The 23,075-nt window shown below is 58.9% G+C and carries 18 protein-coding genes and 1 pseudogene; 6 read left to right on the top strand and 13 right to left on the bottom strand.

The features are described from left to right. Window positions 1–6 precede the first annotated feature (6 nt). Complete coding sequence (locus M3O59_RS05460; RefSeq protein WP_249047114.1) at window positions 7–822, bottom strand: hypothetical protein; 816 nt, start codon at window positions 820–822, stop codon at window positions 7–9. A gap of 214 nt (window positions 823–1,036) precedes the next feature. Beyond that, a complete protein-coding gene (locus M3O59_RS05455) occupies window positions 1,037–1,603 on the bottom strand; it encodes a MobA/MobL family protein (protein WP_249047112.1) in 567 nt (188 codons plus the stop codon). Window positions 1,604–1,869: 266 nt separating this feature from the next. Here M3O59_RS05455 and M3O59_RS05450 point away from each other — a divergent pair, with 266 nt between their 5' ends. From M3O59_RS05450 to M3O59_RS05440, 3 genes are all read left to right on the top strand, one after another. Further along, window positions 1,870–2,196: a conjugal transfer protein TraD gene (locus M3O59_RS05450; RefSeq protein ID WP_116906593.1), complete on the top strand. Its 327-nt coding sequence runs from the start codon at window positions 1,870–1,872 to the stop codon at window positions 2,194–2,196. Between the two features lie 285 nt (window positions 2,197–2,481). Then, window positions 2,482–4,803: an AAA family ATPase gene (locus tag M3O59_RS05445; protein ID WP_249047113.1), complete on the top strand. Its 2,322-nt coding sequence runs from the start codon at window positions 2,482–2,484 to the stop codon at window positions 4,801–4,803. 105 nt (window positions 4,804–4,908) lie between these two features. Beyond that, a complete protein-coding gene (locus M3O59_RS05440; RefSeq protein WP_330462196.1) occupies window positions 4,909–6,267 on the top strand; it encodes an IS5 family transposase in 1,359 nt (452 codons plus the stop codon). Window positions 6,268–6,658: 391 nt separating this feature from the next. On the opposite strand, the gene M3O59_RS05435 is transcribed toward M3O59_RS05440, so the two are convergent. The 9 genes from M3O59_RS05435 to M3O59_RS05395 all read right to left on the bottom strand — a co-directional run bounded on the left by M3O59_RS05435 (window position 6,659) and on the right by M3O59_RS05395 (window position 18,083). Continuing rightward, window positions 6,659–7,309 (bottom strand): hypothetical protein, encoded by a 651-nt coding sequence (locus tag M3O59_RS05435; protein WP_116907063.1) that lies wholly within the window; start codon window positions 7,307–7,309, stop codon window positions 6,659–6,661. Window positions 7,310–7,349: 40 nt separating this feature from the next. After that, window positions 7,350–11,324: a hypothetical protein gene (locus M3O59_RS05430; RefSeq protein ID WP_249047162.1), complete on the bottom strand. Its 3,975-nt coding sequence runs from the start codon at window positions 11,322–11,324 to the stop codon at window positions 7,350–7,352. Between the two features lie 37 nt (window positions 11,325–11,361). Beyond that, the gene (locus M3O59_RS05425; protein ID WP_116906942.1) at window positions 11,362–12,000 is read right to left on the bottom strand and encodes a DUF1629 domain-containing protein; all 639 of its coding nucleotides are present in this window, start codon (window positions 11,998–12,000) and stop codon (window positions 11,362–11,364) included. A gap of 134 nt (window positions 12,001–12,134) precedes the next feature. Continuing rightward, complete coding sequence (locus M3O59_RS05420; RefSeq protein WP_116906940.1) at window positions 12,135–13,499, bottom strand: DNA double-strand break repair nuclease NurA; 1,365 nt, start codon at window positions 13,497–13,499, stop codon at window positions 12,135–12,137. A 2-nt stretch (window positions 13,500–13,501) separates the two neighbouring features. Then, on the bottom strand, window positions 13,502–15,592 hold the full coding sequence (locus M3O59_RS05415) for an ATP-binding protein (RefSeq protein WP_116906939.1): 2,091 nt from the start codon (window positions 15,590–15,592) through the stop codon (window positions 13,502–13,504). 13 nt (window positions 15,593–15,605) lie between these two features. Next, complete coding sequence (locus M3O59_RS05410) at window positions 15,606–16,496, bottom strand: DNA adenine methylase (protein ID WP_116906938.1); 891 nt, start codon at window positions 16,494–16,496, stop codon at window positions 15,606–15,608. A gap of 217 nt (window positions 16,497–16,713) precedes the next feature. Then, a complete protein-coding gene (locus tag M3O59_RS05405; RefSeq protein ID WP_116906937.1) occupies window positions 16,714–16,905 on the bottom strand; it encodes a hypothetical protein in 192 nt (63 codons plus the stop codon). A 70-nt stretch (window positions 16,906–16,975) separates the two neighbouring features. After that, a complete protein-coding gene (locus M3O59_RS05400; protein ID WP_116906936.1) occupies window positions 16,976–17,455 on the bottom strand; it encodes a JAB domain-containing protein in 480 nt (159 codons plus the stop codon). Window positions 17,456–17,858: 403 nt separating this feature from the next. Then, entirely contained in the window at window positions 17,859–18,083 is a 225-nt protein-coding gene (locus M3O59_RS05395) for a hypothetical protein (RefSeq protein WP_147308600.1), read from the bottom strand. A 552-nt stretch (window positions 18,084–18,635) separates the two neighbouring features. On the opposite strand from M3O59_RS05395, the pseudogene M3O59_RS05390 reads away from it, so the two are divergent. The 3 genes and pseudogenes from M3O59_RS05390 to M3O59_RS05380 all read left to right on the top strand — a co-directional run. After that, window positions 18,636–18,833, top strand: a pseudogene (locus M3O59_RS05390) (integrase); the annotation flags it as partial. A 67-nt stretch (window positions 18,834–18,900) separates the two neighbouring features. Further along, a protein-coding gene (locus M3O59_RS05385; protein WP_249047164.1) for an IS3 family transposase occupies window positions 18,901–20,003 on the top strand; the annotation gives its coding sequence in 2 pieces (ribosomal slippage) (window positions 18,901–19,150 and window positions 19,150–20,003; 1,104 coding nt in all). Window positions 20,004–20,039: 36 nt separating this feature from the next. Beyond that, on the top strand, window positions 20,040–21,053 hold the full coding sequence (locus M3O59_RS05380) for a site-specific integrase (RefSeq protein WP_116907009.1): 1,014 nt from the start codon (window positions 20,040–20,042) through the stop codon (window positions 21,051–21,053). Between the two features lie 86 nt (window positions 21,054–21,139). Here the strand turns inward: M3O59_RS05380 and pycC are convergent, their stop codons facing one another. Both pycC and pycTIR read right to left on the bottom strand, forming a co-directional pair. Continuing rightward, on the bottom strand, window positions 21,140–21,835 hold the full coding sequence (gene pycC / locus M3O59_RS05375) for a Pycsar phage resistance system uridylate cyclase PycC (RefSeq protein WP_116907010.1): 696 nt from the start codon (window positions 21,833–21,835) through the stop codon (window positions 21,140–21,142). Window positions 21,836–21,842: 7 nt separating this feature from the next. Then, on the bottom strand, window positions 21,843–22,754 hold the full coding sequence (gene pycTIR / locus M3O59_RS05370) for a Pycsar phage resistance system effector protein PycTIR (protein WP_116907011.1): 912 nt from the start codon (window positions 22,752–22,754) through the stop codon (window positions 21,843–21,845). Window positions 22,755–23,075 lie beyond the last annotated feature (321 nt).

Raw genomic sequence — 23,075 nt, 5'->3', positions numbered from 1 at the left:
TTGGTTTCAGTGGAAGCGCGGCGGTTTGGGAACGTAGACAGGCACAGGAGGTGCGTCGACGGCAGGGCTTGGACGGGTCCTATCCGGCTTGGGCGCCATGTCGAGCTGGAGGGGATAGCGCTGGAGCATGTCCCGGCTCCAGGCCTCGAGGTGCGCCGCGCTGGCCGACGCCTCTCTCTCGCAGAGGGCTTGTTCCTCCGGGGTCACCCTGGCCCTTGCATCGGCCAGCTCTGTGGCTCGGGCTTCGAGGGTGCCGAGTCGGCGCCCGCGCCGCTGCTTCCATTCCCCCTGCATCCACGACGGACCGGGCTCGGGATTGTTCGAAACGAAGTCGCTCCATGAGTTCTCGGCCATGTGGTGCAGCTTCTCCGCTCGACGCACCGCCAATAGCCGCCGGGCAAACTTCATGGCCGCTGCCTTGAAGCGCCGCAGTCGACGGAGCAACTCGTTGAGGTCCGGGCGTAGCCGGGCCTCTTCGGCGAAGGCGGCCACGCGTTCCCTGATCCACTGAAGCAAGGTCAGTGTGGCCTGGAGCGTCTGAGCCAAGTGGGGATCCGCTTGAACAGCCACTCCCCATTCGTCGCTAGCCTCCTCCGCGAGCTCGGAGACCGAACGTGGCTCGCGCGACGGCTTGGCCTCCTCAGCCTCCATCAGGCCCAACCCACGGGCAATGGTCGCCATGCTGCGGGACACCTCGATGCGCCCAGCCCCAAGCCCGAGCGGCAAGGACAGCACATCAGAAGGTCGGCGAGCTTCGCGCTCTGCCTGGTCCTGGCTGTGACCGTCGGGCACCGGCATGGCGCGCCCTTCCTGCTCAAACACGGCGATGAGCTTTTGGAAGGTCTCCTCGTTGGTCTCTTCGATCCGACGGTTCTCGTCTGAACGCTCCGACGACTGGCCCCGCCGGGCCAGCGCGGTGCCGTTCTTGCCGACGTGCTTGGTGGGCTCCCGGGACAGGATGGCAGCCGCGGCCAGGTCGCCACGCGCCAAGGCGTCACTTGCCTGTGCTTCCAAACTGCGGTGGTCCACCCGAATCTCAAGCGCTGCCTTTTCGAGATGGGCATTGATGGTGGAGGCGATGAGTTCGCGCACCCACTGCACCTCGACACGTCCCGACGGCCCGCCATCCAGTTCCTTTGGTTTTGTCCGTGAGACCTTCCGGCCCCATGCGCCGAGTCGTTGCCAGGACGTGGACATGCCAGTTCAAGCCGTCCTTGCTTCCTGGGCTGTGGATGCTGGCTTGGGCCGCGAACCCGTAGCGTCCGACGAGCGCACGGGTGACTTCCACGGCCAGGTCGGACCGCTGGAGGTCATCGAGTTCGTGGGGCAACGCAAACTCGAACTCCCGCGCGACGGTCGAATCTTTGCGACGCTCAGCCGCCTCTGCAGCCGGCCAGAGCTGGGCGGGGACCAGGGCCCAGTCTGGCGCGTCCTCGGGAGCGATGCAGCGCGTTTCGACCACGCCGTCCCGGCGGCGGTAGTCGTGGCGCAGGCCGGTGAGCGCGTCCTCGAGCAGCAGGCCGGCGCGGTAGGCGGCCGCTGCGATCGACGAATGTCCTCTGGCGCGGCTGAAGGTTTTGACGTTGGCATGGTAGATGGCCATGAGGCGGCGATTCCGAAGCAGTGGGGTTGCTTGGTTTATGCCTCGGCTTTGGATTTTCGCAAGCGCCCTCGGCGCTTGGGGTTCAAGGGGCGGAGCCCTTTGCGCACGTGTCACCATGTGACACCTAGGTGCGCTCTTGCTTCTTTCTTCTAAGCCTTTTTTTTCAGCCTTTTCGATTCTCCGGGCCGACGAAATTCGAGACCAGCTCAACGCTTGACGTAAGCCGTTTTCCTGGTTGACTCATTTCCACCAGGCAGGAGAAACGCATGAACACCACCAATCACTATCACGACCAAATTCAACGTGCGACGGAACGACTGGCTCAACGTCAAGCGCGAGAGCTTTTAGCGCAACAGCGCCAAGCCGTGAAGGCCAAGGAAACGCAGCGCCGCGAAGAAGCCAAGCGACGCACACGGGTGGCAGAGCTCGTATTTCTTGCAGGAGCAGAATCGCTGGAGGATGCCGAGTTGGTGGGTGCGCTTTTGGCTCACGTGAAAAATCGCAATGACCACACAGTGCTCAACCAGGCGCATTCAACCGGTGCGTTGCGGATGGCGGTGGCCAGCGCTGGCGAAAGTCACAGCACCCACTGATGGGGGGCGCGAGGAGAATTCAAGCGAACACATCTTTAAAGGTCATGGCGATAGCAAAAAGTTTTCTGAACTTTGCAGGATTACCGACATCGAATTTTAGTCTCACACATGGGATCTATACCCACTTGATCCATGCGATGGCGAAGTCCACTATTCATGAAGGGGAACGGCGCCTTTCTGGCTTACCGTAGAGCACAGGGGACGTGATTAATGGTGAGGAAGGAAGGTCATGCTGTGCCTACAACACTCGAAGACTGGCTTAACGGCCGGCCTAGTTGGTTGCGCATGGCGGCTACTATCGTTATTGAGCACCGTCGCATACCGACCGAAGAAGAGATGGAGGCAATCGCTTCCCATTGCTTGGCAGAAGCTGCCAAAACGCTAGAGGCCCCGCACCCACCCTTGGCACCAGGAATCATCTTGGGAACGCCATCGGCCGCAGATCTTCGCATCGACTCGGTCTCCTGCATCCGAGGCGTCAACGCCATCGGGGAAGATGCCGTCCTAGATCTTAGGCAGGGCCAGATGACGGTAGTTTACGGTCCCAACGGAGCCGGCAAATCGGGATATGCCCGCCTAATGAAGCACGTGTGCGGGGCAAGGGCTAAGGGAGCTATCTACGGCAACGTGTTCAAGCACGGCCCCGCTGCCGCCTCCGCTTTGCTCAAGGTCAGCACGACGCGGGCCGATGGCGCCATTGTGTCTGCTGATCTCACATGGGAAGAGGCCCAGGGCCCCCATCCGAAGTTGAAAGCAGTCCCGGTCTTCGATTCTGCGACGGCGCTAGAGTTCGGGGACACCGCTACCACCGCCACCCACCTTCCGCGTGCCATGCGGTTTGTGGGCATGCTCATCAAGATTTCGGACGACGTTGCCGCTCTGTTGAGGGCCCGCGCGGCCCGGCTCATCAGTAGCCTGCCCCTCATTCCGGAAGACCATGCCCAAAGCAGGGCTGCCACTCTGTTCCGCAAGGTGACAGCAAGACTAACTGAAGATGATGTCGACACGGCTTGCTCCTTCCCCTCTGCCCTGAATGAAGAGCGCTTGACGCTGGAGACGGCGCTGGCCCAGGCGAACCCCGAAGTGGCCCACGCCAAAATAGTCGGGGAGCTGGAGCGCCTGTTGCAGATGGCCACAAGCGTCTCGGCACTGAGGGAGCGCTTTAGCGATGAGAAAGCCCAGGCGCTCATGGATGCCCGCAGCAACGCAGAGGTAAAGCGCCAGGCCGCCACCGCCTACGCCACGTCTTTCCTAAATGGGTTACCGCTGAAGGGTGTCGGAGAAGCCGTGTGGAGGACCCTTTGGGACGCTGCAAAGACGTATTCGACTAATTACGCCTATCCCGATCATCCCTTCCCCCACGTCGGGGAGGAGGCATGTTGTGTCCTTTGCCAGCAACCACTGGGAAAAGATGGCAAGGCACGGCTGACCAGCTTTGAGCAATACCTCAAGGACACGCTGCAGACGGAAGCAAAAACCGCAGAGGACAAGCTGGCGACGTTGAAAAAGGCGCTTCCCAGTCCTCTTCCCGATGTCGCGTGGCAGGCCCAGTGTGCCGCTATTGGCATAGAAACCGAAAGCGCTACGCAACTGCTTAACGCAATCCAGGCGAGGCTAAGAGCCATGACAGAGGCCACAGCGGCACCGCCCGTGGAGTGGTCTGTATGGACTAACGCATACGACCATAAGGTTAAGACGGCCAGCGCTGAGCGCGACGCATTGGTGGGCTTGCTGGATCCGAACGGACGAAGGGAGAAGGAAACACGTTTGGCCGAGTTGAAAGCGCAGCAGTGGCTAGCAGAACAGCGCGACGCCGTTTGGGCCAACGTGATCCGCCTCAAGCGCGTGGCGACGGTAGAAGCAGCGGTCAAATCCACACTGACCGCACCGCTAACGTCTAAGAGTAATGAAATTGCCCAGTCGGAGCTGGCCCAAGGTTATTGCGATCGCTTCAATGCCGAGCTGCAGGCATTGGGGGGCAATTCGCTTCCCGTCCGCATGGCATGCCGAGCACAAGGCAAAGGCGCTTTCACCTTTTACGTCGAGCTGAAGGGCGCGCAAGGAGGCCAAAAGAACCGCGAGATTTTGAGCGAGGGGGAGCAACGCATCGTAGCCTTAGCGGCCTTCTTGGCCGACGCGACTGGCCTTGAGCGGGGCATGCCGGTGATCTTCGACGACCCCATCTCCTCGTTAGACCAACGCTACGAAGAAGCGGTCGCCAAACGCCTGGTGGACTTGGCCGAGCGCCGCCAAGTGATCGTGTTCACGCACCGGCTTTCACTGATGGTCCTTCTGCAGACTGCTGCCAAGCAAAGGTTTAGGCTCAATCAGCCTGCTGTCAGCGTCAATGTGGAGTCGATCGCCCGGGATAACAGCAAAACCGGCATGCCTGCGCAGATCAACACGTTCTCCCTGAAGCCCCAAGCAGGCCTTAGCCAAATGGTCAGCAGTATCGGACAGCTCAAGAAGCTGGATCCGTCGTTGAAAGAGCTTGCGCTGAAGGCCGCTTGCAGCAACTTCCGCATCTTGGTTGAGCGCTCCGTAGAGGACGACCTTTGTTCTGGCATCGTCAACCGCTACCGACGCGAGATCAATAGTCGCCCCTGAAAAACCCCCAAACCACATCCATTGCAGGGCTTTCCCCGCATTTTCGACGTGCTGGAACTGCCAGTTTTCGTTAATGTACGCACTGGTTTCTGGCAGTTTTCGCCCATGCGCACACGCCGTCCCGCTGCCGATCACTTACCTGCCGATGAGTTGTTTCGTTCGCGTCTGGAAAACCAGATCGACCTGCGCCATCCACTGGTTCAACTAAGCCATCGGCTGCCGTGGAGTGTGTTGGAGCAGGCGCTATCGCCACGATTGCCGGCCACAACTGCCAGCGGCGGACGGCCCGGCCTGCCGATGCGTCTGATCGCCGGGCTGCTCTACCTCAAGCACGCCTACGACCTGTCCGACGAGGCCGTATGCGCGCGCTGGCTGGAAAATCCGTACTGGCAGTTCTTCACCGGCGAGGTGGTATTCCAGACCTGCTTGCCGTGCGATCCCAGTTCCCTGACACGTTGGCGACAGCGTCTGGGCGAAGCGGGCATGGAAGAGCTATTGGCGCACACGATCAACACCGCGCATGCGATGAAGGCGGTGGATGCACGCGAGTTGTCGCGGGTGATCGTGGACACCACCGTGCAGGAAAAGGCGATCGCCCATCCCACCGACAGCCGGCTGCTGGAGGTGGCGCGCAAGAAGCTGGTGCTGCTGGCCAAGCGCCACGGCATCGCACTACGACAGACCTATGCGCGGCAAGGCCCGGTCTTGAGCCGCAAGGCCGGGCGCTATGCGCATGCGCGCCAGTTCAAGCGCATGCACAAGGTGCTGCGACGCCAACGCACGCTCCTGGGACGCGTATTACGCGATCTGCAACGCAAGCTGGACCCCTTGGTGCGTGAGCGCATCAGTGTCTGGCTGGAACGCGCACAACGGGTGTTGACACAACGCCCCAAGGACAAGCAAAAGCTCTACGCCCTGCATGCGCCGGAAGTGGAATGCATGAGCAAGGGCAAGGCACGGACACCTTACGAATTTGGCGTCAAGGTCGGCATTGCGGTGAGTGCGCGCAAAGGCTTGATCGTGGGCGCGCGCAGTTTTCCCGGCAATCCTTACGACGGCGATACGTTGGCCGAGCAGCTGGAGCAGACGCGTGGGTTGCTGCAGGATGTGAATGTAACCCCGCAGGTAGCGATCGTGGACCTGGGGTATCGCGGACGTGAGGTAGATGGCGTGCAGATCCTGCATCGCGGCAAGGCCAAGACGCTGACACGACGGCAATGGAGCTGGATCAAACGCCGGCAAGCGGTGGAGCCGGTGATTGGACATCTGAAACAGGACTGCCGCTTGAATCGCTGTTATCTAAAGGGTGCCCAAGGCGATGCACTGCACGTGCTCGGCTGCGCCGCCGGCTACAACCTGCGCTGGCTGATGCGCTGGATCGCCTTTTTGCGTGCCTGGTTGCAGGCGATGGCAGGGGCATCCTTGAGCCTGGCGCACCGGTCGCCGCTGACCTTTGGTGCTTGAAGGGGGTTTTTCAGGGGCGACTCAATACGCTCAACAAGCTACAGCGACTGAGCACGATCACCCCAGCAGACTGCGCACTGATCGACGGGATGATGACTAAATACTCCGCGTTTGAGCACTCGCAACCGACGGATACACCCACTTGGCTTCCGGAGCCAGACGATCTGCTGGCGGACGTGCAAGCCATGTTGGCTTGGTCAAAGGACTTCAGCCAACGTGCAGAGGTCGCAGTCAAACAAAAAGCCTAGGCTCGATTCACCGCTCGCGGCTGTTTAGAAGTAGCTCATTCCTGACTTCTTGCGGTGCGTAATTTTAACTCCTAGCCATCCACAGGAACATGCTTCGCGCTGCTAGGGCCATAAATCGCGCACTCCGCCCACACGCAACGACATCATCGCGCAGCCGATGGTGTGCGTAGGTTGATCGCTCTGTATTGCCTCTGGTTGCCGTAACGCGGTCCATTCTTCTCTAGGGTGGCACAAAGCCGGCCTTCGCCACAGGGGGCCACGTCCGCACGCGACACGCGGTCCAGGTAATCGATGGACGCTCGAAGCTGTGCGAGTTCGGTTCGCTTTTCGTTGATGATGCCCACCGAGTAAGCCACCGCCCCTAGGCCCAACACGCCCGCCACCAGCATCGTGGCGGATGCGATGCCCATGCGCCGCGTGATCCGTGTTTCCAAGGACTGCTGGGCCTGCGCGTAACGTCGAGTGGCTTGCTGCAACGTCTCGTCCGCGTGGGCCATCTCTTTGTTGAACCGCTTGGCGGCCGGTTCCAGCGTCTGCGTCAACGCTTGATTGGTCAGCTGCGTCAGCCTCGGCAGTGCGTTGTCCAATACCCGAGTGACCTTGGCATCGGCGCTGCTGGCCGCGTTCTGGAGCACCTGGAGTTGTTCGGCGATCACCTCGCGCAGCCGTTGTTCGCGCTGCTGCATGGATGCAACCAGCGTCGTCAGCACTTTGACCGTCTCCTGCAACGAGGCGTTCGATGCATTCAACGTGGCCATCATTTCCGCCATTGCGGCCGCGTCTTGCCTGTCCATGAGGTCTCCTAAGCTCGACTAATCATGGAGGTGATTTTGACTAACCACCGCCACCACCACCACCGCCCCCTCCTCCACCACCGCCGTCTCCACCTCCACCGCCGTCCCCTTGGGGACCGCTCTGCATCGGTCCCTTGGCAAACTCCGGCAGCGTCATCACCATGACCGGCCCGCGGCTGGTGTTGATTTCCGCTGAGACATCCATCCCCAGCGCTTGGCGTGTGGCGGCGAGCTCCTGGGCCTCCTGCTGGGCCTGCGCTTCCAGGAACTCGTTGCCTCTTTTGATGAGCGCCTGCGTCGCTGCGCTGTTGGCCACCCGATTCAATGCCTGCTCGATCGCCAGCTCGTTCTTGCTGTCGAGCGCGTAGAGCACTTCGTCAACGTCCGGGTCGCCCGTGATGGATTTCCGCGCCACCTGCGAAGAATCGTCTGGCGCATCCCTTACACCTGGACCGGCGAAGCGCTGAGCCTGAGGCGGGAAGACATCGGTTCGCTCAGCAGCTTCACTGGGCGAGCGGCCACTTGGTTGGTGCGCACTGAATGCATCGATGCTGCCACCCTCCTGGTCTAGCGCCCTCTTTTGAGCGAAGGGATAAGGTTCTCCGCGCTCACGATACTCCCGCCATTCCTGGTGGAAGCGTTCGTCTTCTCGATCAGCCCGCTCAATCTCCTGTTGCAGCTGGCGCAGCGAGCGCATGGTCTCTTCCAGGAATAGAGCACCGCCCGGGTCTGCTGCGCTGCGGTCCTGCGCTGGGGTCGATTGAGTGCGTTGGTTTTCTGCGTCTGCTGCCCCGACGGAGGAGCGACTCACGGCACTGGCTTCTGGGGACTGCTCGTGTGCTTGCGCGAGGTGTTGAGGTGGCAGCAACGGCGCACCATGAGCAGCGATCAAGGTGTCTGAGGGACGGGGCTGCTCTGCCTTGGTCTCTTGCTCAGGAGTTGAAAGCGCCCTGGCCTGTGGTGCCATCAATGGGGCTGCTGTCGCAGGCGTTGTTGGGGCCATGACGCGAACCGGCTCTGTCTCTTGCTCACGTGCCGCGTCTTGCTGGCGGATCGGCGCTTGCTCCATCTCCGCCTGCTGCGTTTGCACCTGGTGATACAGCGCCAGGGTCACCGCATCGGCCTGCGCGCTTTGCAAAGGTGGGTTGCCGGATTCCTGGCCCTCGGGTGCAGGAATCGGCAGGCGCGAGGCATCTCGGCTTTCCACTGCCTGCATTTCCAGCGCGCGTCCCGCTTCTCTTGCTTGATGCGGCTGCGTCTGTGGGTCGGGCGTAGTGTCAGCCGCGCGTTCGCCTGCCTGTTGGTTATGCGCATCTAGCTGCTGGTGGGCATATGCCTGCTGCAACTCGGGCTGCGGCATTTGTTGATCCAGCGCCGCATCTGGAGCGTGCAGCTGAGCGTCCGGTTGCTGCGAGGCTTCTTGTCGTTGCTCTTGTTGCTGCGCTTGCCGAGCCTGACCTTCCTGGGCCTCAACCTGCCTGGTTTCTTGAGCCTGCCGGTCTTGTTGCTCCCGCTGCTGATTGTCAGCCTGGCGTTCCTGCGCCTGCCGTTGCTGGACGTCCCTCTCCTCACGCTCCTGCAGCTCGCGTTGCTGGCTGGTTTGCGCTTGGCGCTCCTGCACCTGGCGCTCTTCTAGCTCACGCTGCTGCTCGGCTTGGCGTTGACCTTCCAGCACTGCGTGCGCCTGGACCGCTTGTTCGCTTTGTGACCTGTCTTCGTGCGCAGGCTGTGTCTGCTGGAGGTGCTCGCGCACCTGCGCGGCGTGTTGCTCTTGCGCGAGGCGATCTTGCTGTTCGCGCTCTTGTCGCGCCTGCGCCGCGACGGAAGCCTGCATGCGTGCCTGGATATCCAGCACTTGCTGCGGATTTGACGACTCGGAGGTCGAGGTATCCGCGTCTGCCGTTCCCTCAAGCACGTGCCCAAAGGTCGGCGATTCTCGCCGATTGCCTTGCGTCTCACTCAGCGCCTGCCGAATGTCATCGCTGCTGGTGACGGCCACCACGCGTGCGGTGCCATTGGGCCCTTGCTGCAGGTGGGCGATGGGGCTGTCATAGCCGTATTGCCCGGCCTCGTTGCGCTGCAACTGCTGCATGGTCGCCCCGGTGATGCCGTTGGCGTCCCTGGTCCGCTGCGCCGCCAGCTCCACGGCCTGCTGGGTCTGCGGGTTGACGTTCAAATCAACGCCTGCGGCCCGGTAACGGTGCAGCAACTCGTTGTGCTCCATCTGCGCCACTGTGGGCGCGGGAAGTGCTTGGATCGCCGCCAAGGCTTCCTGGGAGCGTTCCAACGAGGGCTGCCGCATCTGGTCGGTCAGTTCCAGTTCCATCGCCAAGTTGCCGCTGGCTATCCCGCTCTTGCCGGCCCACTGGCCCATCTCGTTGCGCAGGTAGATCTGCGCATCTGAGCCCAGCACCGCGCCTGACTTGGCTTGGGCTGCTTCGACCGCCGCCGGCACTTCCACTCCATAGGCCTGGGCTCGCTGGACGGCGTGGTTCTCCAGGTAGGCGGCGGCGATGGCTTCGCGCCCGGTGGCGATGTTGTGTTCGATACGGCCCAGGGCTTCTTGGTTGAGTTGCTGCGCGCGTTCCGGGGAGGCGGATTGGTGTTCGTAGCTGCCCCGGTCGTTCGCACCGGACACGGCAGTTTTGACCTGCCGCTCCCATGCCTGGCTCTCGGGATTGCGATGCCAGTTCTGGTTGTCTAGTCCAAACTGGTCGCTGGCCCGTGCAGGGAGGTTGAACGGGTCCTGCGGTGGAGGAGCTTTGCCCAACGCCAACTCCACGGCCTTGGCGTTGGCCAGCGCGCCAAGCTCCTGGGACTTGGCATAACTCGCGTTCACCGGCTGCTCGACTGGGTTATTGATGCCATCCTGGGTGCGGTCGATGGAAGCTTCGCGCTGCCAGTTGCGACCATTGAACTGCCACTCCACGCCAGCCTTGTCCGTTTGGTGGTAGATGGCGCGGTTGTCCAGCACCTCGGCGCCTTTGTCGAAGGCCTTGCTCATCAACAGCGCATCGCCCACCACTAGGGCAGCAGGCACGAAGCCGCTGCCACCAATCGCGGCGGCGGTGGACGCGCCACCGGCCCAGCCGCCGACATTGCGCGCCAAAGCATGGGTGACCTCGGACTGCGCAGCCGTGGCATTGCCTTGTTCCAGCAACTCGGCAGATCGGCGAGCTGTCATCACGGCGTCTGCGCCGGTCGCCAACAAACCGCCCGAACGCACCAAGGTGCTCGCCGAAGCGTTGCCCAACAGTAGTTCAATGGAAGCGGCGCCAGTTTGACCGCGAAGAACTCGCAAAGGTCTGGCGGCTTCCTCGCCCAAGGTGTTCTCAACCAGGGCCACGCCCCCCGGCGATATGGTCAAGCGTCCGCCGTGGTAAGCGTTTGAAATAGCCTGAGACAAACCATGACGCTGGAGTTCGACCGCACCACCGCGGGTCAAAGGGTTGGGCACACTCTGGATATGCTGGAGCGTGCTCGCCACACGGGCTTCGGTATGCGTCACCGCCGCCCAGCCGTTATCCACCGCCGCATAGCCCTTCAGACTCTGAAGTTGCACGACATGGGCCTGCCCATAAGCGACTTCGTTGCGAAAGAAGTTCTGGACGCCTGGACGGATGTCGTCAGGCTTCAACCCCAATGGAGCGTTGGTGTGCAGGTCGCCTCGAATGAGGCCCACACGGACGGTATCGCGCAGCGTTTCCACACGCTCAGCGATGCGCTCCAGAGCATCCGCATCGCCCGCCAGCGCTCCCACTCCGTCTGGGGTCTGCTCCAAGCGCCACAACCTCTGCCGTAGCCCGACTTGGTAGTCAGCGATGGGCCCCCCGCTATGCGGAGTGATGCCCAGGGTCTGCGCAAACGCGGGTTCCGATGGCAGGAAGAGTCGGTTTTCCGGCGCGTGAATATCGAAATGCCCTGCGTCCGACAACGCTTTGAGCAAGGGGCTTCGATCCAGCGTTTGTTGCTCGATGGCGTGGTGGTCTTGGAAAACAGGCCTGCTGCGAGACATGGGTCTGGCTCCTTCCTAAACCGTCGGGCTTGCGCGACTAGATATCCGAAGCGTCGATCAGCCAAAGGCCGTCGGCGTCAGTATCGGTCGCCATTCCAGCCGCCGTCACTGCGTCCTTGAATACCCGATCGCAGAAGACTGCACCGGTGTAAGGGGTCTTGAACACGTTAGCGTCGCCCAACCGCTGGCGGTCGAAGGTAACGCTGGCCCCACCCGTCAGGTCGTAGAACTTGCCGTTAACGAACGGCTCTGTGGTGTCAACAAAGAGTTGTGAGGCCACTTCATCCAATGCGTCGATTTGTTGGACCACGTCGCAAAGGAAATGTCGCGGCCCAGCGCTGCCGTCGGCCAGGCGGTAGTCCACTTCTGCGAACGCAAACGCGCGGGGATCAATAGTTGCCATGACTTGCTGGAGCCGCTCAGACACCAGCCAGTAGCCGCTGAAACCAGGTTCCAGGTCCAAAGGTGGCGGGCCCTTGCTGGGGTTGTAGACCAAGCGCGGGGTCTCGCGAAGTGGTGGGAAGCCGCCGCCTTCGGGGAGCAGAATCAACCGAGGTGGCGAAAGCAGCCGGTCTAGATTTTCGAAGACCACGCCGTTGGTCGGCCCGTTTATCTTGCCCGCCTCAAGCATGAAAAACTCCCCAGGCTTGGGCTGACCGGCGTTTGTCGATTCCATATGCAACATTCCACTGTCTCTCGGCTGGCTGAAAAGCTTACCCTCAAGCCCTCATTGAACCAATATGCCTGCTGACAGAAAACCCCGCGCTAGCGAAGCCACTTAGAATTGCTCTACCCATCATCAAATGCTAGCTATTTCAATCCCGCTCGAACCATCAGATCCAAAACCTTTCCTCCAGGCGTTAGGCTAATCGAGGCGTGACGATGCGCCAGTGCAACGGGAACGATCGCACTTTCATACAAATCCATCTCGAAATGCCTAATGAGGTCGCACGCCTGCTGGATCATGGTCCCATAACGAGCCGACTCGACTTTAGCCTTGGAAAACCCTAAGCCTCCCTTGGCATAGGTCTTGTCTTGAAACGGATAGGGTATTGCGAAATTGAAAATCCGTCCACTTTCAGTGCGAAATAAAAAGTCTTGGCCATAGTAAGTCTCGTTGCCGAAGTTATCAGACGGTGATTCGGCACCAGTGATGTATTGATTACGATACTCATCGTCAACCACTCGTAAGGACCCAGGCCTAATATGAGCTTCAATCAACTTTGCATGATCCATCAAACCCCCAGTCTTCTGAAGGCCCAAGACAAGCATAGGCCGAAGATTTCGACACGCAAGCTCTTCGTTGACTTGGTATATCAAACGTTGGAGGCGCTGAGAAAGTTTTGCAGGCTCACCGAATATTGCTAGAGGCCCGTCCACCACAAAAGAAAGATCAGAAAGACGAGAAATGTCTTCGATCTGGACTTGCTTGACGAAAGAAGCGAGCATCAGATGCTCGACTGCATTCATCATGCGGGTCATCGCTGAACTGTTGTCACCGAAATCGCTAATTCCCTCATGCAAGCGGAGAGAATCACTAACATAGATCGGAGCCGCGCAAACCGGACAGGCAAGCTCGTTGGCAGCGCCATCAAATACTAAAGAAATCTCTTCCTGACAACTTGGACACTTAGATAAACTAATGTGGCCCACTTCTAGGTCACGCAAAGTTTTCAGTAGGGTCTGACCACGGTGACTTTCACTCCCCACCCTCTGCAGGTGATCGAAAAGTGCATGCCGGAAGCCGTCTTTCACACCCTTGCTCCCCTTATAACGAACATTGCTTCCTGGCATTGTAAAGGTAACCGGGTGTGCCTCCCTGTGGATCTCAGCAGCTCGAAAAGGGTCAACGAAGCGCCCACCGGCAGGGACCAGAGCAGCATACTTCTCCATATTCACAAGAACGTGGCTAACCTTTAAAAATCCAATCTGCGTGCTGGGCAACCGCTCACTTATCGGCGTGTCACTCTTGCTGGCATCTGAGGCGATGACCATTCGTGGTAGCAATGGCTCCGGACTACTGGGAGCCGTGGTAAATAAAGCCCCAATTTTTGCTGCTTCCTGTTCGGAAGGTTGTCGAAGGTAAGCGCAGCTTTCCAAAAATGTGGCCACGTCAGGGTTGCGAACAAAGTCCGCATGCCCGCCTTTACCTGCTCGTTCACCTGGGTAGGGCATCGTCAAACAACTCCGAGTCCAAGCTGACCAGCATCCACACCGAGCTGCTGCATTTCTTCGCGAACCTGCTCAGGCGTAAAGCGATTGATTTGCGTAGGAATCACAAAGGGCGCTGAGAGAGTTTTAATCCGGGCAAAGCCTACATCTTGAGCAGACTTCAACGACGGCAGAAAATCACCGAAGTCGTAAAATTTCCCGAGCGTTCGCAGCTCGTCATCGTTGTTTAGGTGCGTAACGAACCAGTTCTCTGTATTCGCCAGAATGTTCGGATGGACAGACGATGGTTCTTGAGTTGCATAGACAAATGCGATCTTTGCTTTCGCACCCTCCTTGGCAATGCGCGGCCAGGTAGCAGTGAGCTCGGACTTCTTCCCGATCAAGTTGTGAGCTTCCTCGACATACAGCACAACATTTTGCGGCACCTTCCCCTGATTGAGTTCGCCCATCTGACGTTCAAAGAGCTGACGCGCGATACGTTCAGATAAAACTTCGCGAATTTCAACCGGCCCAACCGACAAATCAAGTATAACAATCTTACCCTTTGACAGATGGGCAATGATTTCCACGGTTACGTCGGCGCTTCGGCGTTCAGAGTGGTATGGGGTATACGCCTGAACAGCCCTGTATCCTCCGAATGGTTGGCCGCGCGTGTTCTCACGCGCAAGCATGTTTAAAAGAGCCTCTAATGTTGGATCTACCCAGGACTTTCCCTTGGTCGAGGACTCCAAACCAATCGTGGGTTTACTACCTTCCTTTTGCCGTTCTTTAAGGGTTCGATTAGCCAAACGTATGGCCTCAAACCATACACAAGCATCTTCAAGAGAAGATTTCTCGGAAGACGGGACATGAACCCCATCGATTGTCTCAGTCACCTGCTTGACCAAGGCCCTGCTAAGCGGGACTTTAACGACGAAGTTAGATGGCGCGCGATAACCCGCTTTTGAGAGAATGCATTGAAAGACCGCGACGTGCCTCTCCCACCGCACATGATCTCCTTTGTCCTGTGTGCTTGGCTCTTCCAAAGATGTGCCCATAAAAGCTTCCAAATCTTGGCCAGAGTAGGACGAGGGAGTCGCTCGAAAGAGCGATTGAATCAAACCAATTGCCTGCGCGGGCTCCTGGTAGAAGTTGGTCCGGAGATCCTCGAAGCCCTGGGTAGTCATGGCTCGGTAACGCACCACGCGCTCCTGGCCAAAAACCGCTGCGATAGAGCTCCCATCGTCCTGGTGGTTAGCATTTGCGTATTCACCATTGACATCGAAGATCAACTGACCAACATAAATATTCGATTTCAAGGCGGCCAACGCGACAGCAGAAACAGTCGTTTTCACAGTATTGGACTTACCGGTTCTGGTCATTCCCAACACTGCTGTTCGCCGCGCCAAGAAGTCTGCGGGCTGGATACGCACCGGGACACGCACCTCGTCTTTACCTCTATGCAACCGATCGGTTGAGGTGTAACGAACTTGGCCAATGTCAATCGGCCGGGGCGCTTCTTCAAACCCTGATTTCTTAGCCTCTTCCTGTGCCTTGGCTTTGACTTCCGGATTCATGTGATTGACGATCATTTCCAAGGCCTCGGCGCGCGGCTTGTAAGCGCGCATCCTTGACAAGCTCATGAAGTTTTCTAAATCACTTCCCAGGCGTAGTTGTCCATCAGGACCGGTGTAGAAGGTTCCAAGCACCCGACAGCGCATGCCACCCCATTGCAACTCGTTGGCTGTCATGGGGTCGAGACCATCATTTTTATCGCCTGGATAACGCTCGTTTTCCAACCGACGCTGGTGGTGCTCGATGCGTGTTCGAACCATATCTCCGTCCTGAGGCAGCGGCGATGGACCGAGCACCCGCAACAACACCACCTCTCGGTCAACCTCAAAAGACTCTGAAAATTTCTCTGGATCGAATCCAGCGGCAACGAGAAAGGAATTGTGAGGCAAACCGTTGACTTCATGCTTGAATTTGTCGTTTGTCTGAATCAGACACTCGTCGTAAGACATACGATAGACGTAGCCGACGAAAGACTGGCTGGGCTTGCCTATCAGCCGTGACAGCGGAGTGTTCGACAAAACTTGAGTAAGAAGTCCGTTCATGCCTATTTCCTTCTTAAGCGCATTCACTTAGGGCCATGCGACGCGTAAGCGTAGGGGGCATGGGAAGAGTGAGATTGTTATAGAAAAGCACCTCGCTCGCCAATGGACGGGCCAGATGTGTTGAGTATGTAAGCGAGAAAAGTGTCGACTTCATCCCCTTATAAATCTTACGAATCTCAGAAGTGTCGTCGTAAGTAATCACAAGAGGTTGCTCTAGCCGCTTGGCTGCGTGTGCGACCAAAGCATGGTCACCATGCCCATAGCAATTCCGGTAAAGCTGAGACCCTTTAACGTAATAAGGCGGGTCCATGTAAATAAGCGTTTTTTTAGGAAGCTTGCTCCTAATTTTCGAGAATAGCTTTAGCGCATCAAGGCCATGCACTTGAATACGGTCAGAGTAAGCTGCAACTGCTTCAATGCGCGCGACCAATCTCTCACGGTTGTAGCGTGCGTCCAGCTTGTAGGGGCCGGCTTGCTCTTTCCCTCCAATAACGCCCCCATTTAGAATTCCCGACCGACTGGTTCGGTTCAAGAAGAAAGCAGCGAAACCGACCTCAGCAGGTGTGTGATTTGCTATGTCTCGCAGCACCTGTTGGGACCAACCACGGGTCTCCATCGTTGGAGCATGCGCCCAAATAAGACGTATCAACTCGTCAGGACGAGCAACTAATGTCTCCCAGAAAGCATGAATAGCTGGGTCTGCGTCATTGATCACAATTCGCTTAGCATGCCCTCGCAGAAGCAAATAAAGGGCAGCCCCAGCCCCACCTGCATAGGGCTCGACATAGCACCCTCCTTCCAAGCCATTTTCACGCATCAGCCTTGCGAGCCAAGGCCCCATTCGACCTTTGCCACCTGGGTAGCGCAGAGGGCTATAAAAGTTTCCGTCCTTACCCTCGCTCATGTCACAGTTTTGCTCTTTTTCAGTAAGGCAATGCTAAAGACGGGTGCTGATTTGTCAATCGTGGAGGCTTTTCGCAAACCAAATTTGGAGCAAGCGATCAAAGTTCCGCAGTTCCATCCGAGCTTCGCAGGCGAGGAGAAGCAGCTTGCATGGTCATTGGGGTCCAAGTAGTGCCGTTAGTCTAACAAGCAGGGTGGCTCGCATCTCTAGGGCCGAATTACGCGCTTGGCCCGCGACCGCTACTGGATCTGCCTACGACAGTAAAGTCACTCACCAGCCATCCATAGGCATCGCTGAGTGCACCGGCGATGTCCTCTTTGCTCTCGCATTCGACCGTGGCTTCAGCGGGCAAGTCAGGACATTTGCCGCCGGTCTCCCACACAATTCCTCGCACGCGGAACGCCTTCATTCCTGCTCCATGGATGTGGATCTGCCTCGGCAGTCTAGCGTCGGCAGACCGGGCCGGTGAAGGGGGCGGGCTATGCCCACCCCCTTGCCGCGAGGCTGACGCTCTTCTGGCCACCGATGACCAAGTGGTCCAGCACTCGGATGTCCAGGAGGCCCAGCGCTTGCTGCAGGCGCTCAGTGACTTGGCGGTCGGCTTGGCTGGGCTCCGGATTCCCGCTCGGGTGATTGTGAAAGAGGATGACAGCCACCGCGTTGAGCTCAAGGGCACGCTTGGCGACGACCCGGCTATGGACTTCGCAGCCGTCGACGGTGCCGGTGAACAAGTGCTCGGTAGAAATGATGTGGTGCTGGTTGTCCAGGAAGACGACACCGAAGACTTCGTGCGTCAGGTGAGCGCAGCGGGCAACCAGGTAGTCGCCGGCTTGGTCGGGGCTGTGGATGCGGCCTTGGCGTTGAAGGCGCTGTTCCAGGATGGTCGCGGCGGCGAGCAAGATGCCCTCCTCGTCCATCTGAAGTTGGTATTGAGCCTTCAGGTCTTGGGTGCGCTTCATCGGTTCTTCTCCACCAGCGCGTTGTGCGCCTCGTGGGAACCGACCAGCGAAGCGCCAGGCCCTGCCGCACCCGGAAGTGAGCACCGTTAGGCGCGCAGCGGAGGGCCGCAACAAAGCGCCAGCGTCGAGGAGGAGGCTCGCCCTTGCGGTCGGGGCAGCGAAGCTAAGGTCCCTTTGAGAGGCCCAGCGCTGGTGGAGATAGCACGATGCATGCCCTACAAGGCCTACGGGCCAAACGGCATTTGGATGGGCGGGGTCGATTGATGGCAGCAGGCGATGACTGGGCTTTGCAGCCAGTGATGAGGCCACTGCGGAGCTTTGCTTCCTTGCGTGAGGCCTGCATGCCTGCGCACGACAAGTGCACTGCTATCCAAAAGGATGGACCAAGGCAGCACCGATGGACTCAGACGTTTTGGTCTGTGCTCTCGAGCCCGTGCCAGGACAAGATTTCGTCAGCTCGACGGCCGACGAACTGCACGTCCTCACCAGTCGTAGCCTCTTGCTCGATAGCAGCAGCCATGTTGGCAAAGGCTTGCCAGAAGTGGCGGCGATCAGGGCTAGACGCGCGCAACGCTGGCACCGCTGCGTCTAGTTGATTGAGGTGGATGCGCAACTCGGCTCGGTCCATGGGCTCGAGTATCGGCAGCCCGGTCGCACCGCTTGAGACGCATCGTCGCCAGGGCAGCACGGAGTCAGTTTCTTTCAGGTGCCGGCACGACGCTGCTCAAGCGTCCCGCGGGGTGAGCGACCATTGTGTCCCACGTCCGGCAAGCTCACATTGAACCTCCGACGTTTACCGCGCCATAGGTCTCGCGCCCGATGGAATGTCAGAAAGTTCCGAACCAGGCTCATTACTCTTTGTATAATAAATTAAAACTAACAATTAATAGTCTAACATTTAACTTATATTCACTTTAAAGCAACGCTACTTAAGCTATTTAGTTAGCTTATTTACTGCAAACAGTACGCAATTGACTGCGATAAATCGACACAAATTCTCTTGAAACCCTTGGTTTACAAGGCTTCTCGCCGGATAACGAATTGGCGGACCCGGGAAGCACTCCATTGGGAATATCCCAACACCTAAGGACTGCGCCGCCGCCGCAAGTTTTTGTATCGACCCCGTTGACGAATTTTCGTCCTGTCATATCCCTACTTCCATCTCCGATGGAAGTGACCCATGACCGCTTTACCCTCCTCAGCACTCAACGATTACATCGCTTCGCCCTTCGGCCTCCTGCACTTGGAAGGCATCCACGTCGGACGGTTCCGCATCGACCGCGCCATCATCCGAGGTCGGGAAGCCGCCATCAATCTCCAGGAGTGCATCCTCGCCGCGCTCGACGAAACCGGGCGGAAGAGCGGCCTGAAGAACAGCGACGTCCCCCCGATTTTGAGTAGCGCCGCAGTTTGGAGTCCAATTCCCTACCCGAAGGAGATTGGACGTGAAGAAGCGTTTTACTGACGAGCAGGTCATCGGCTTTCTGCGTGAGGCCGAAAGCGGCGTGGCGATCAAGGATCTGTGCCGGCGCCATGGCTTCAGCGAGGCCTCCTACTCCCTGTGGCGCAGCAAGTTTGGCGGGATGAGCGTGCCCGATGCCAAGCGACTCAAGGACCTGGAGGCAGAGAACACGCGCCTGAAGAAGCTGCTCGCCGAGCAGGTGTTCCAGAACGATCTGATCAAGGAGGCGCTGCAAAAAAAATGGTGAGCGCACCGGCGCGTCGTGCGCTGGTGCGCGAGTGGATGGGGCGAGGGGCCAGCGAGCGTTGCGCGTTGGCCGCGATCGGCATGAGCGCCAGTGCGCTGCGCTATTGCCCGCGCGAGGACCGCACCGTTGCGCTACGCGAGCGCATCGTGGAACTGGCGCATCGCCACAAGCGCTACGGCGTGGGGATGATCTATCTCAAGCTGCGCCAGGAAGGGCGCCTGGTGAACTACAAGCGTGTGGAGCGCTTGTATCGCGAGCAGCAGCTGCAAGTCCGCCGCCGCAAGCGCAAGAACGTGCCAGTGGGCGAGCGTCAGCCGCTGCTGCGTCCATCGCAGGCCAACCAGGTGTGGTCGATGGACTTTGTGTTCGACCGCACCGCCGACGGCCGGGCGATCAAGTGCTTGGTGATCGTGGACGACGCCACACATGAGGCGGTCGCCATCGAGGTGGAGCGAGCAATCTCGGGCTATGGCGTGGCGCGTGTGCTGGAGCGGCTGGCCATCAGCCGCGGCTTGCCAAAGGTGATCCGCACCGACAACGGCAAGGAGTTCTGCGGCAAGGCGATGGTCACCTGGGCGCATGCGCATGGCGTGCAGTTGCGACTCATCCAACCCGGCAAGCCGAATCAGAACGCCTATGTCGAATCGTTCAACGGCCGGCTGCGCGATGAATGCCTCAACGAGCACTGGTTCCCGACACTGCTGCACGCACGCACCGAGATCGAGCGCTGGCGACGCGAATACAACGAGGAGCGACCCAAGAAAGCAATTGGCGGCATGACCCCGTCCGCGTATGCCCAACAGCTGGCCAACACCGATATCATCAACCCCGGACTCTAGACCCGGCCGCTACTCAGGACGGGGGGACGTCGCCACATCCAAGCGCTCTGGAAGCTCCTGCGCTGGGCCCCAAGGAACCTATTGTCGGATCCGCTGCTGAAGGACCTCTCCTTTGATGAAGCGATCGCGCTGGGGAAAGAGCAAGACGTGCCGCCGCTGGCGCCTGCCACCGAGGAACGCCACCGCCGATTCCTTGTTGCCTTCTTCAACCACCTGGTCAACGGACAGACCATCGACTTGTCACCGATGAAGGCATTCCGAAAGCCCAAGAAGGACGACACCATCGATCCCGACAAGGCGATCCGCCTGTTCGAGGACGCAGACCTGCAAGCCATTTTCGACCCCGCGACATTCATTCCTTGGGCAAAAAAACCGCAGTATTGGTGGGCACCGATGATCGGCCTATATACCGGAGCCAGGGTCAATGAAGTCTGCCAGCTGAAGCTGGCAGACATCATCGAGGAACGCGGGGTTTGGTGCATTGCTTTCCAGAAGACGTTGGACCAAGACTTGGCCGCAGACCCAAAGCGACGACGGCGCAGCCGGCAAAGCATGAAGGGCGCGGGCTGCATGCGCATCATCCCCATTGCCAAGCCGCTGTTGGAGGCAGGCCTCCTTGAGTTCGTGGAGGACATGAAGGAGACGGGCCATCCGCGGCTGTTCCCGCTGCTCTCTGCTGGGGTGAACCGCACCACCGGGGAAACCAACGCACGTTACAGCCAGCAGTTCGTGGTCGATTTCGGCCGCTACCTGAAAAGCCTCGGCTTCCCCAAGGGCATCGGGTTCCATGCCTTCCGCCACACGCTGGCCACCGAGCTCGATGTCCAGGACGTTCCGGAGAAGGAGATTGCCCTGGTCACCGGCCACAGCACTGATCCACGGGACCGAGTCCAGGTGCTTCGCAGGCACTACCTCCACAAGAAGCCGCAGGTGACCCGGAGCAAGCAGATCAACGCCCTGGAGTTGTATCAGCCCAACGTGGAACTGCCGCGCTATGAGCGGGGGCAGTTCGCCAAATGGCTGACCGATGAAAGCAAGTTCTATCCATGACGGGCGTTTGTGGTCGACCTGGCCCGCCTGCCAACCGCCCGCTTTGCGTGGCACCTCGTTAACGAGACCCGGCTATGGATATTCCGTTAGTCTATGCGCCAGCGCCAACTCGAGCGATAAATTAAAGAGTTGTTGAACGTATTCCATGTGACCTTCTCCCACATGGACTTTCCATTTGAAATCTTCGCCTCCTCCGCCAGCATGCTGTAGACGCTTTCGGTGATGTAGGTGTAGCTCGAAGGAAGCGCAGTCAACTTGGCTGCGTAGTTCGCCGCTCTTCCAACCCAAACCAAGTCATTCGCACCGCGAGCGCCCGTTTTCGCCACGAACAGGGAGCATGCGTCTATCCCGGTCACATGCTTCAAAGCAAACTTGTTGCTCGTGTAGCGCGCATCCTTTTTGGGCATGATGATCTCATCAACAGCCCACTTGATCTTCATGGCGGCTCTGGCAGCTCTTGTGTTCTTCCTTTCCCCGATGAAGACCGCCATGGCACGGTCGCCATCGTAGGCAGTTACAACTCCGCCTTCCTCAGCAATGATCCGCGCGCAGCAATACAGGTAAGTCTTGTAGATTTCAGCCGCGAACCAGTTCTTGTAACCATCCACCATCGCGGTCGAGCCGTCGAGATCGGCATACAAGACAGTTCCATCAATAGTGATCGCCGTGTTCTTGAGGGTCAGCCTACTATCTTCATCAGGAACCTTCTTGCCCTCCGTTGTCTCCCACTGTCCCTGAAATACGTCCTGGCAGAAAGCCGCCAACTCGTCTTTAAGTCCCATGTTGTCCCTAGTCCTTGGCGCCTGCTGCCAGAATCAATTCTCGAAGCCTCGCGCACGCGGGCGCTATATAGTGTTCTGCATCCGTCCCGGGCACGTAACTATATGGGATGGTCGTCATGCCGGCCAAGTCGCTCGGCAACTGTATATCCACGTCACGCGGCTCCATAAGGAACGCACGCCGTCGTCCAAGTCGCCCCATGAAAAGGCCAAGCTCAAAGGTCACGTTGTCGCGCATTGCGGGCCACTTGGTCTCGCGCGTGATGACCACATCATCTGGTTGGGCCACTGCAATCGCAAAATCCGAGTCGTCCAACTGCGCTTCCAACTCGTCCAGCGTGTAGCTCGATGCTCGAAAGACGCCGTTCTTCCATGCCACCGCCAAGAACCGGTCATGCTCGAATTGTTTGATGAGCAAGTCCACGATAGGAAGCGCCTCCGCCGAAGACACTATAAAGACCCGAACCCGCTCTCGCTGGGTTGTTACCAAGTGATTTCGCTCCGCGAGTCTCCGGGAAAGTGTTGCCGCAATCCGCCTCCACACGTCGGGGAACTGCTCCGCAGCTGCCGAGAATTCGGCCTCGCTGACTTTGAGCAAGACGGTTTTTTCAAGGGAGATGACCGATGCCGCCCGGGGCTGCGAGGGTTCGACTGCGGCCATTTCGCCGACGGGATCGCCCGGAAAGCGGTTCGCCACAACCTTGCCGTTGACCCGAACTTCGACTTTGCCGGTGATGATGAAGAAAACTTCCGAAGTCTGATCGCCCTGATTGATAAACGCAGTCCCCGCAGGAATCTCCATCAACTCGCCCGCGGCGACAAGCCGCTCAGCAAGCTGCTGCCGGTTTGCTACCAACCTATGTTCCGTCAGGACCGCGACTAAGCGCCGTCGCCCCTCGTCCCCCTGGAATCGCTCGATCATTACGCCCCCTATAGCGCCTACGTCTGTTCAGGATGGAGCACGGCCGCCCGCTATTCAAGGCGCATCCCAGGACCATAGTTTTACCTTGCTGAGGAAACCTTACATCCTGCCTCATCTTGCAGGCCTGCTTACCGAGCCTGTGGCAAAGCGCGCGTCTGTGACTCTGCCAAAGATGTGCCACTTCCGTGTGGCACACGTTTCTTATTTCTTCTTAGGCTTCGGAGGCGGCGTTTTGATCGTCTCAACCACCGACCCCTTTTTGTCCCGCTGAGCTTCCTTCACGGGCTTGAACTGACCCGTTCCAGCATCGCGTCCGACTTT

This window comes from Xanthomonas nasturtii, assembly GCF_023337365.3.
Lineage (GTDB): Bacteria > Pseudomonadota > Gammaproteobacteria > Xanthomonadales > Xanthomonadaceae > Xanthomonas > Xanthomonas nasturtii.
The sequence above is the reverse complement of the archived record's forward strand: the minus strand, read 5'-3'. Positions and strand labels throughout refer to the sequence as shown.

Coding starts and splice junctions, on each gene's coding strand:
- M3O59_RS05455 (WP_249047112.1), bottom strand. CDS start 1,603: ATGGCCATCTACCATGCCAACGTCAAAACCTTCAGCCGCGCCAGAGGA.
- M3O59_RS05450 (WP_116906593.1), top strand. CDS start 1,870: ATGAACACCACCAATCACTATCACGACCAAATTCAACGTGCGACGGAA.
- M3O59_RS05445 (WP_249047113.1), top strand. CDS start 2,482: ATGGCGGCTACTATCGTTATTGAGCACCGTCGCATACCGACCGAAGAA.
- M3O59_RS05440 (WP_330462196.1), top strand. CDS start 4,909: ATGCGCACACGCCGTCCCGCTGCCGATCACTTACCTGCCGATGAGTTG.
- M3O59_RS05435 (WP_116907063.1), bottom strand. CDS start 7,309: ATGGACAGGCAAGACGCGGCCGCAATGGCGGAAATGATGGCCACGTTG.
- M3O59_RS05430 (WP_249047162.1), bottom strand. CDS start 11,324: ATGTCTCGCAGCAGGCCTGTTTTCCAAGACCACCACGCCATCGAGCAA.
- M3O59_RS05425 (WP_116906942.1), bottom strand. CDS start 12,000: ATGGAATCGACAAACGCCGGTCAGCCCAAGCCTGGGGAGTTTTTCATG.
- M3O59_RS05420 (WP_116906940.1), bottom strand. CDS start 13,499: ATGCCCTACCCAGGTGAACGAGCAGGTAAAGGCGGGCATGCGGACTTT.
- M3O59_RS05415 (WP_116906939.1), bottom strand. CDS start 15,592: ATGAACGGACTTCTTACTCAAGTTTTGTCGAACACTCCGCTGTCACGG.
- M3O59_RS05410 (WP_116906938.1), bottom strand. CDS start 16,496: ATGAGCGAGGGTAAGGACGGAAACTTTTATAGCCCTCTGCGCTACCCA.
- M3O59_RS05405 (WP_116906937.1), bottom strand. CDS start 16,905: ATGAAGGCGTTCCGCGTGCGAGGAATTGTGTGGGAGACCGGCGGCAAA.
- M3O59_RS05400 (WP_116906936.1), bottom strand. CDS start 17,455: ATGAAGCGCACCCAAGACCTGAAGGCTCAATACCAACTTCAGATGGAC.
- M3O59_RS05395 (WP_147308600.1), bottom strand. CDS start 18,083: ATGGACCGAGCCGAGTTGCGCATCCACCTCAATCAACTAGACGCAGCG.
- pycC (WP_116907010.1), bottom strand. CDS start 21,835: ATGGGACTTAAAGACGAGTTGGCGGCTTTCTGCCAGGACGTATTTCAG.
- pycTIR (WP_116907011.1), bottom strand. CDS start 22,754: ATGATCGAGCGATTCCAGGGGGACGAGGGGCGACGGCGCTTAGTCGCG.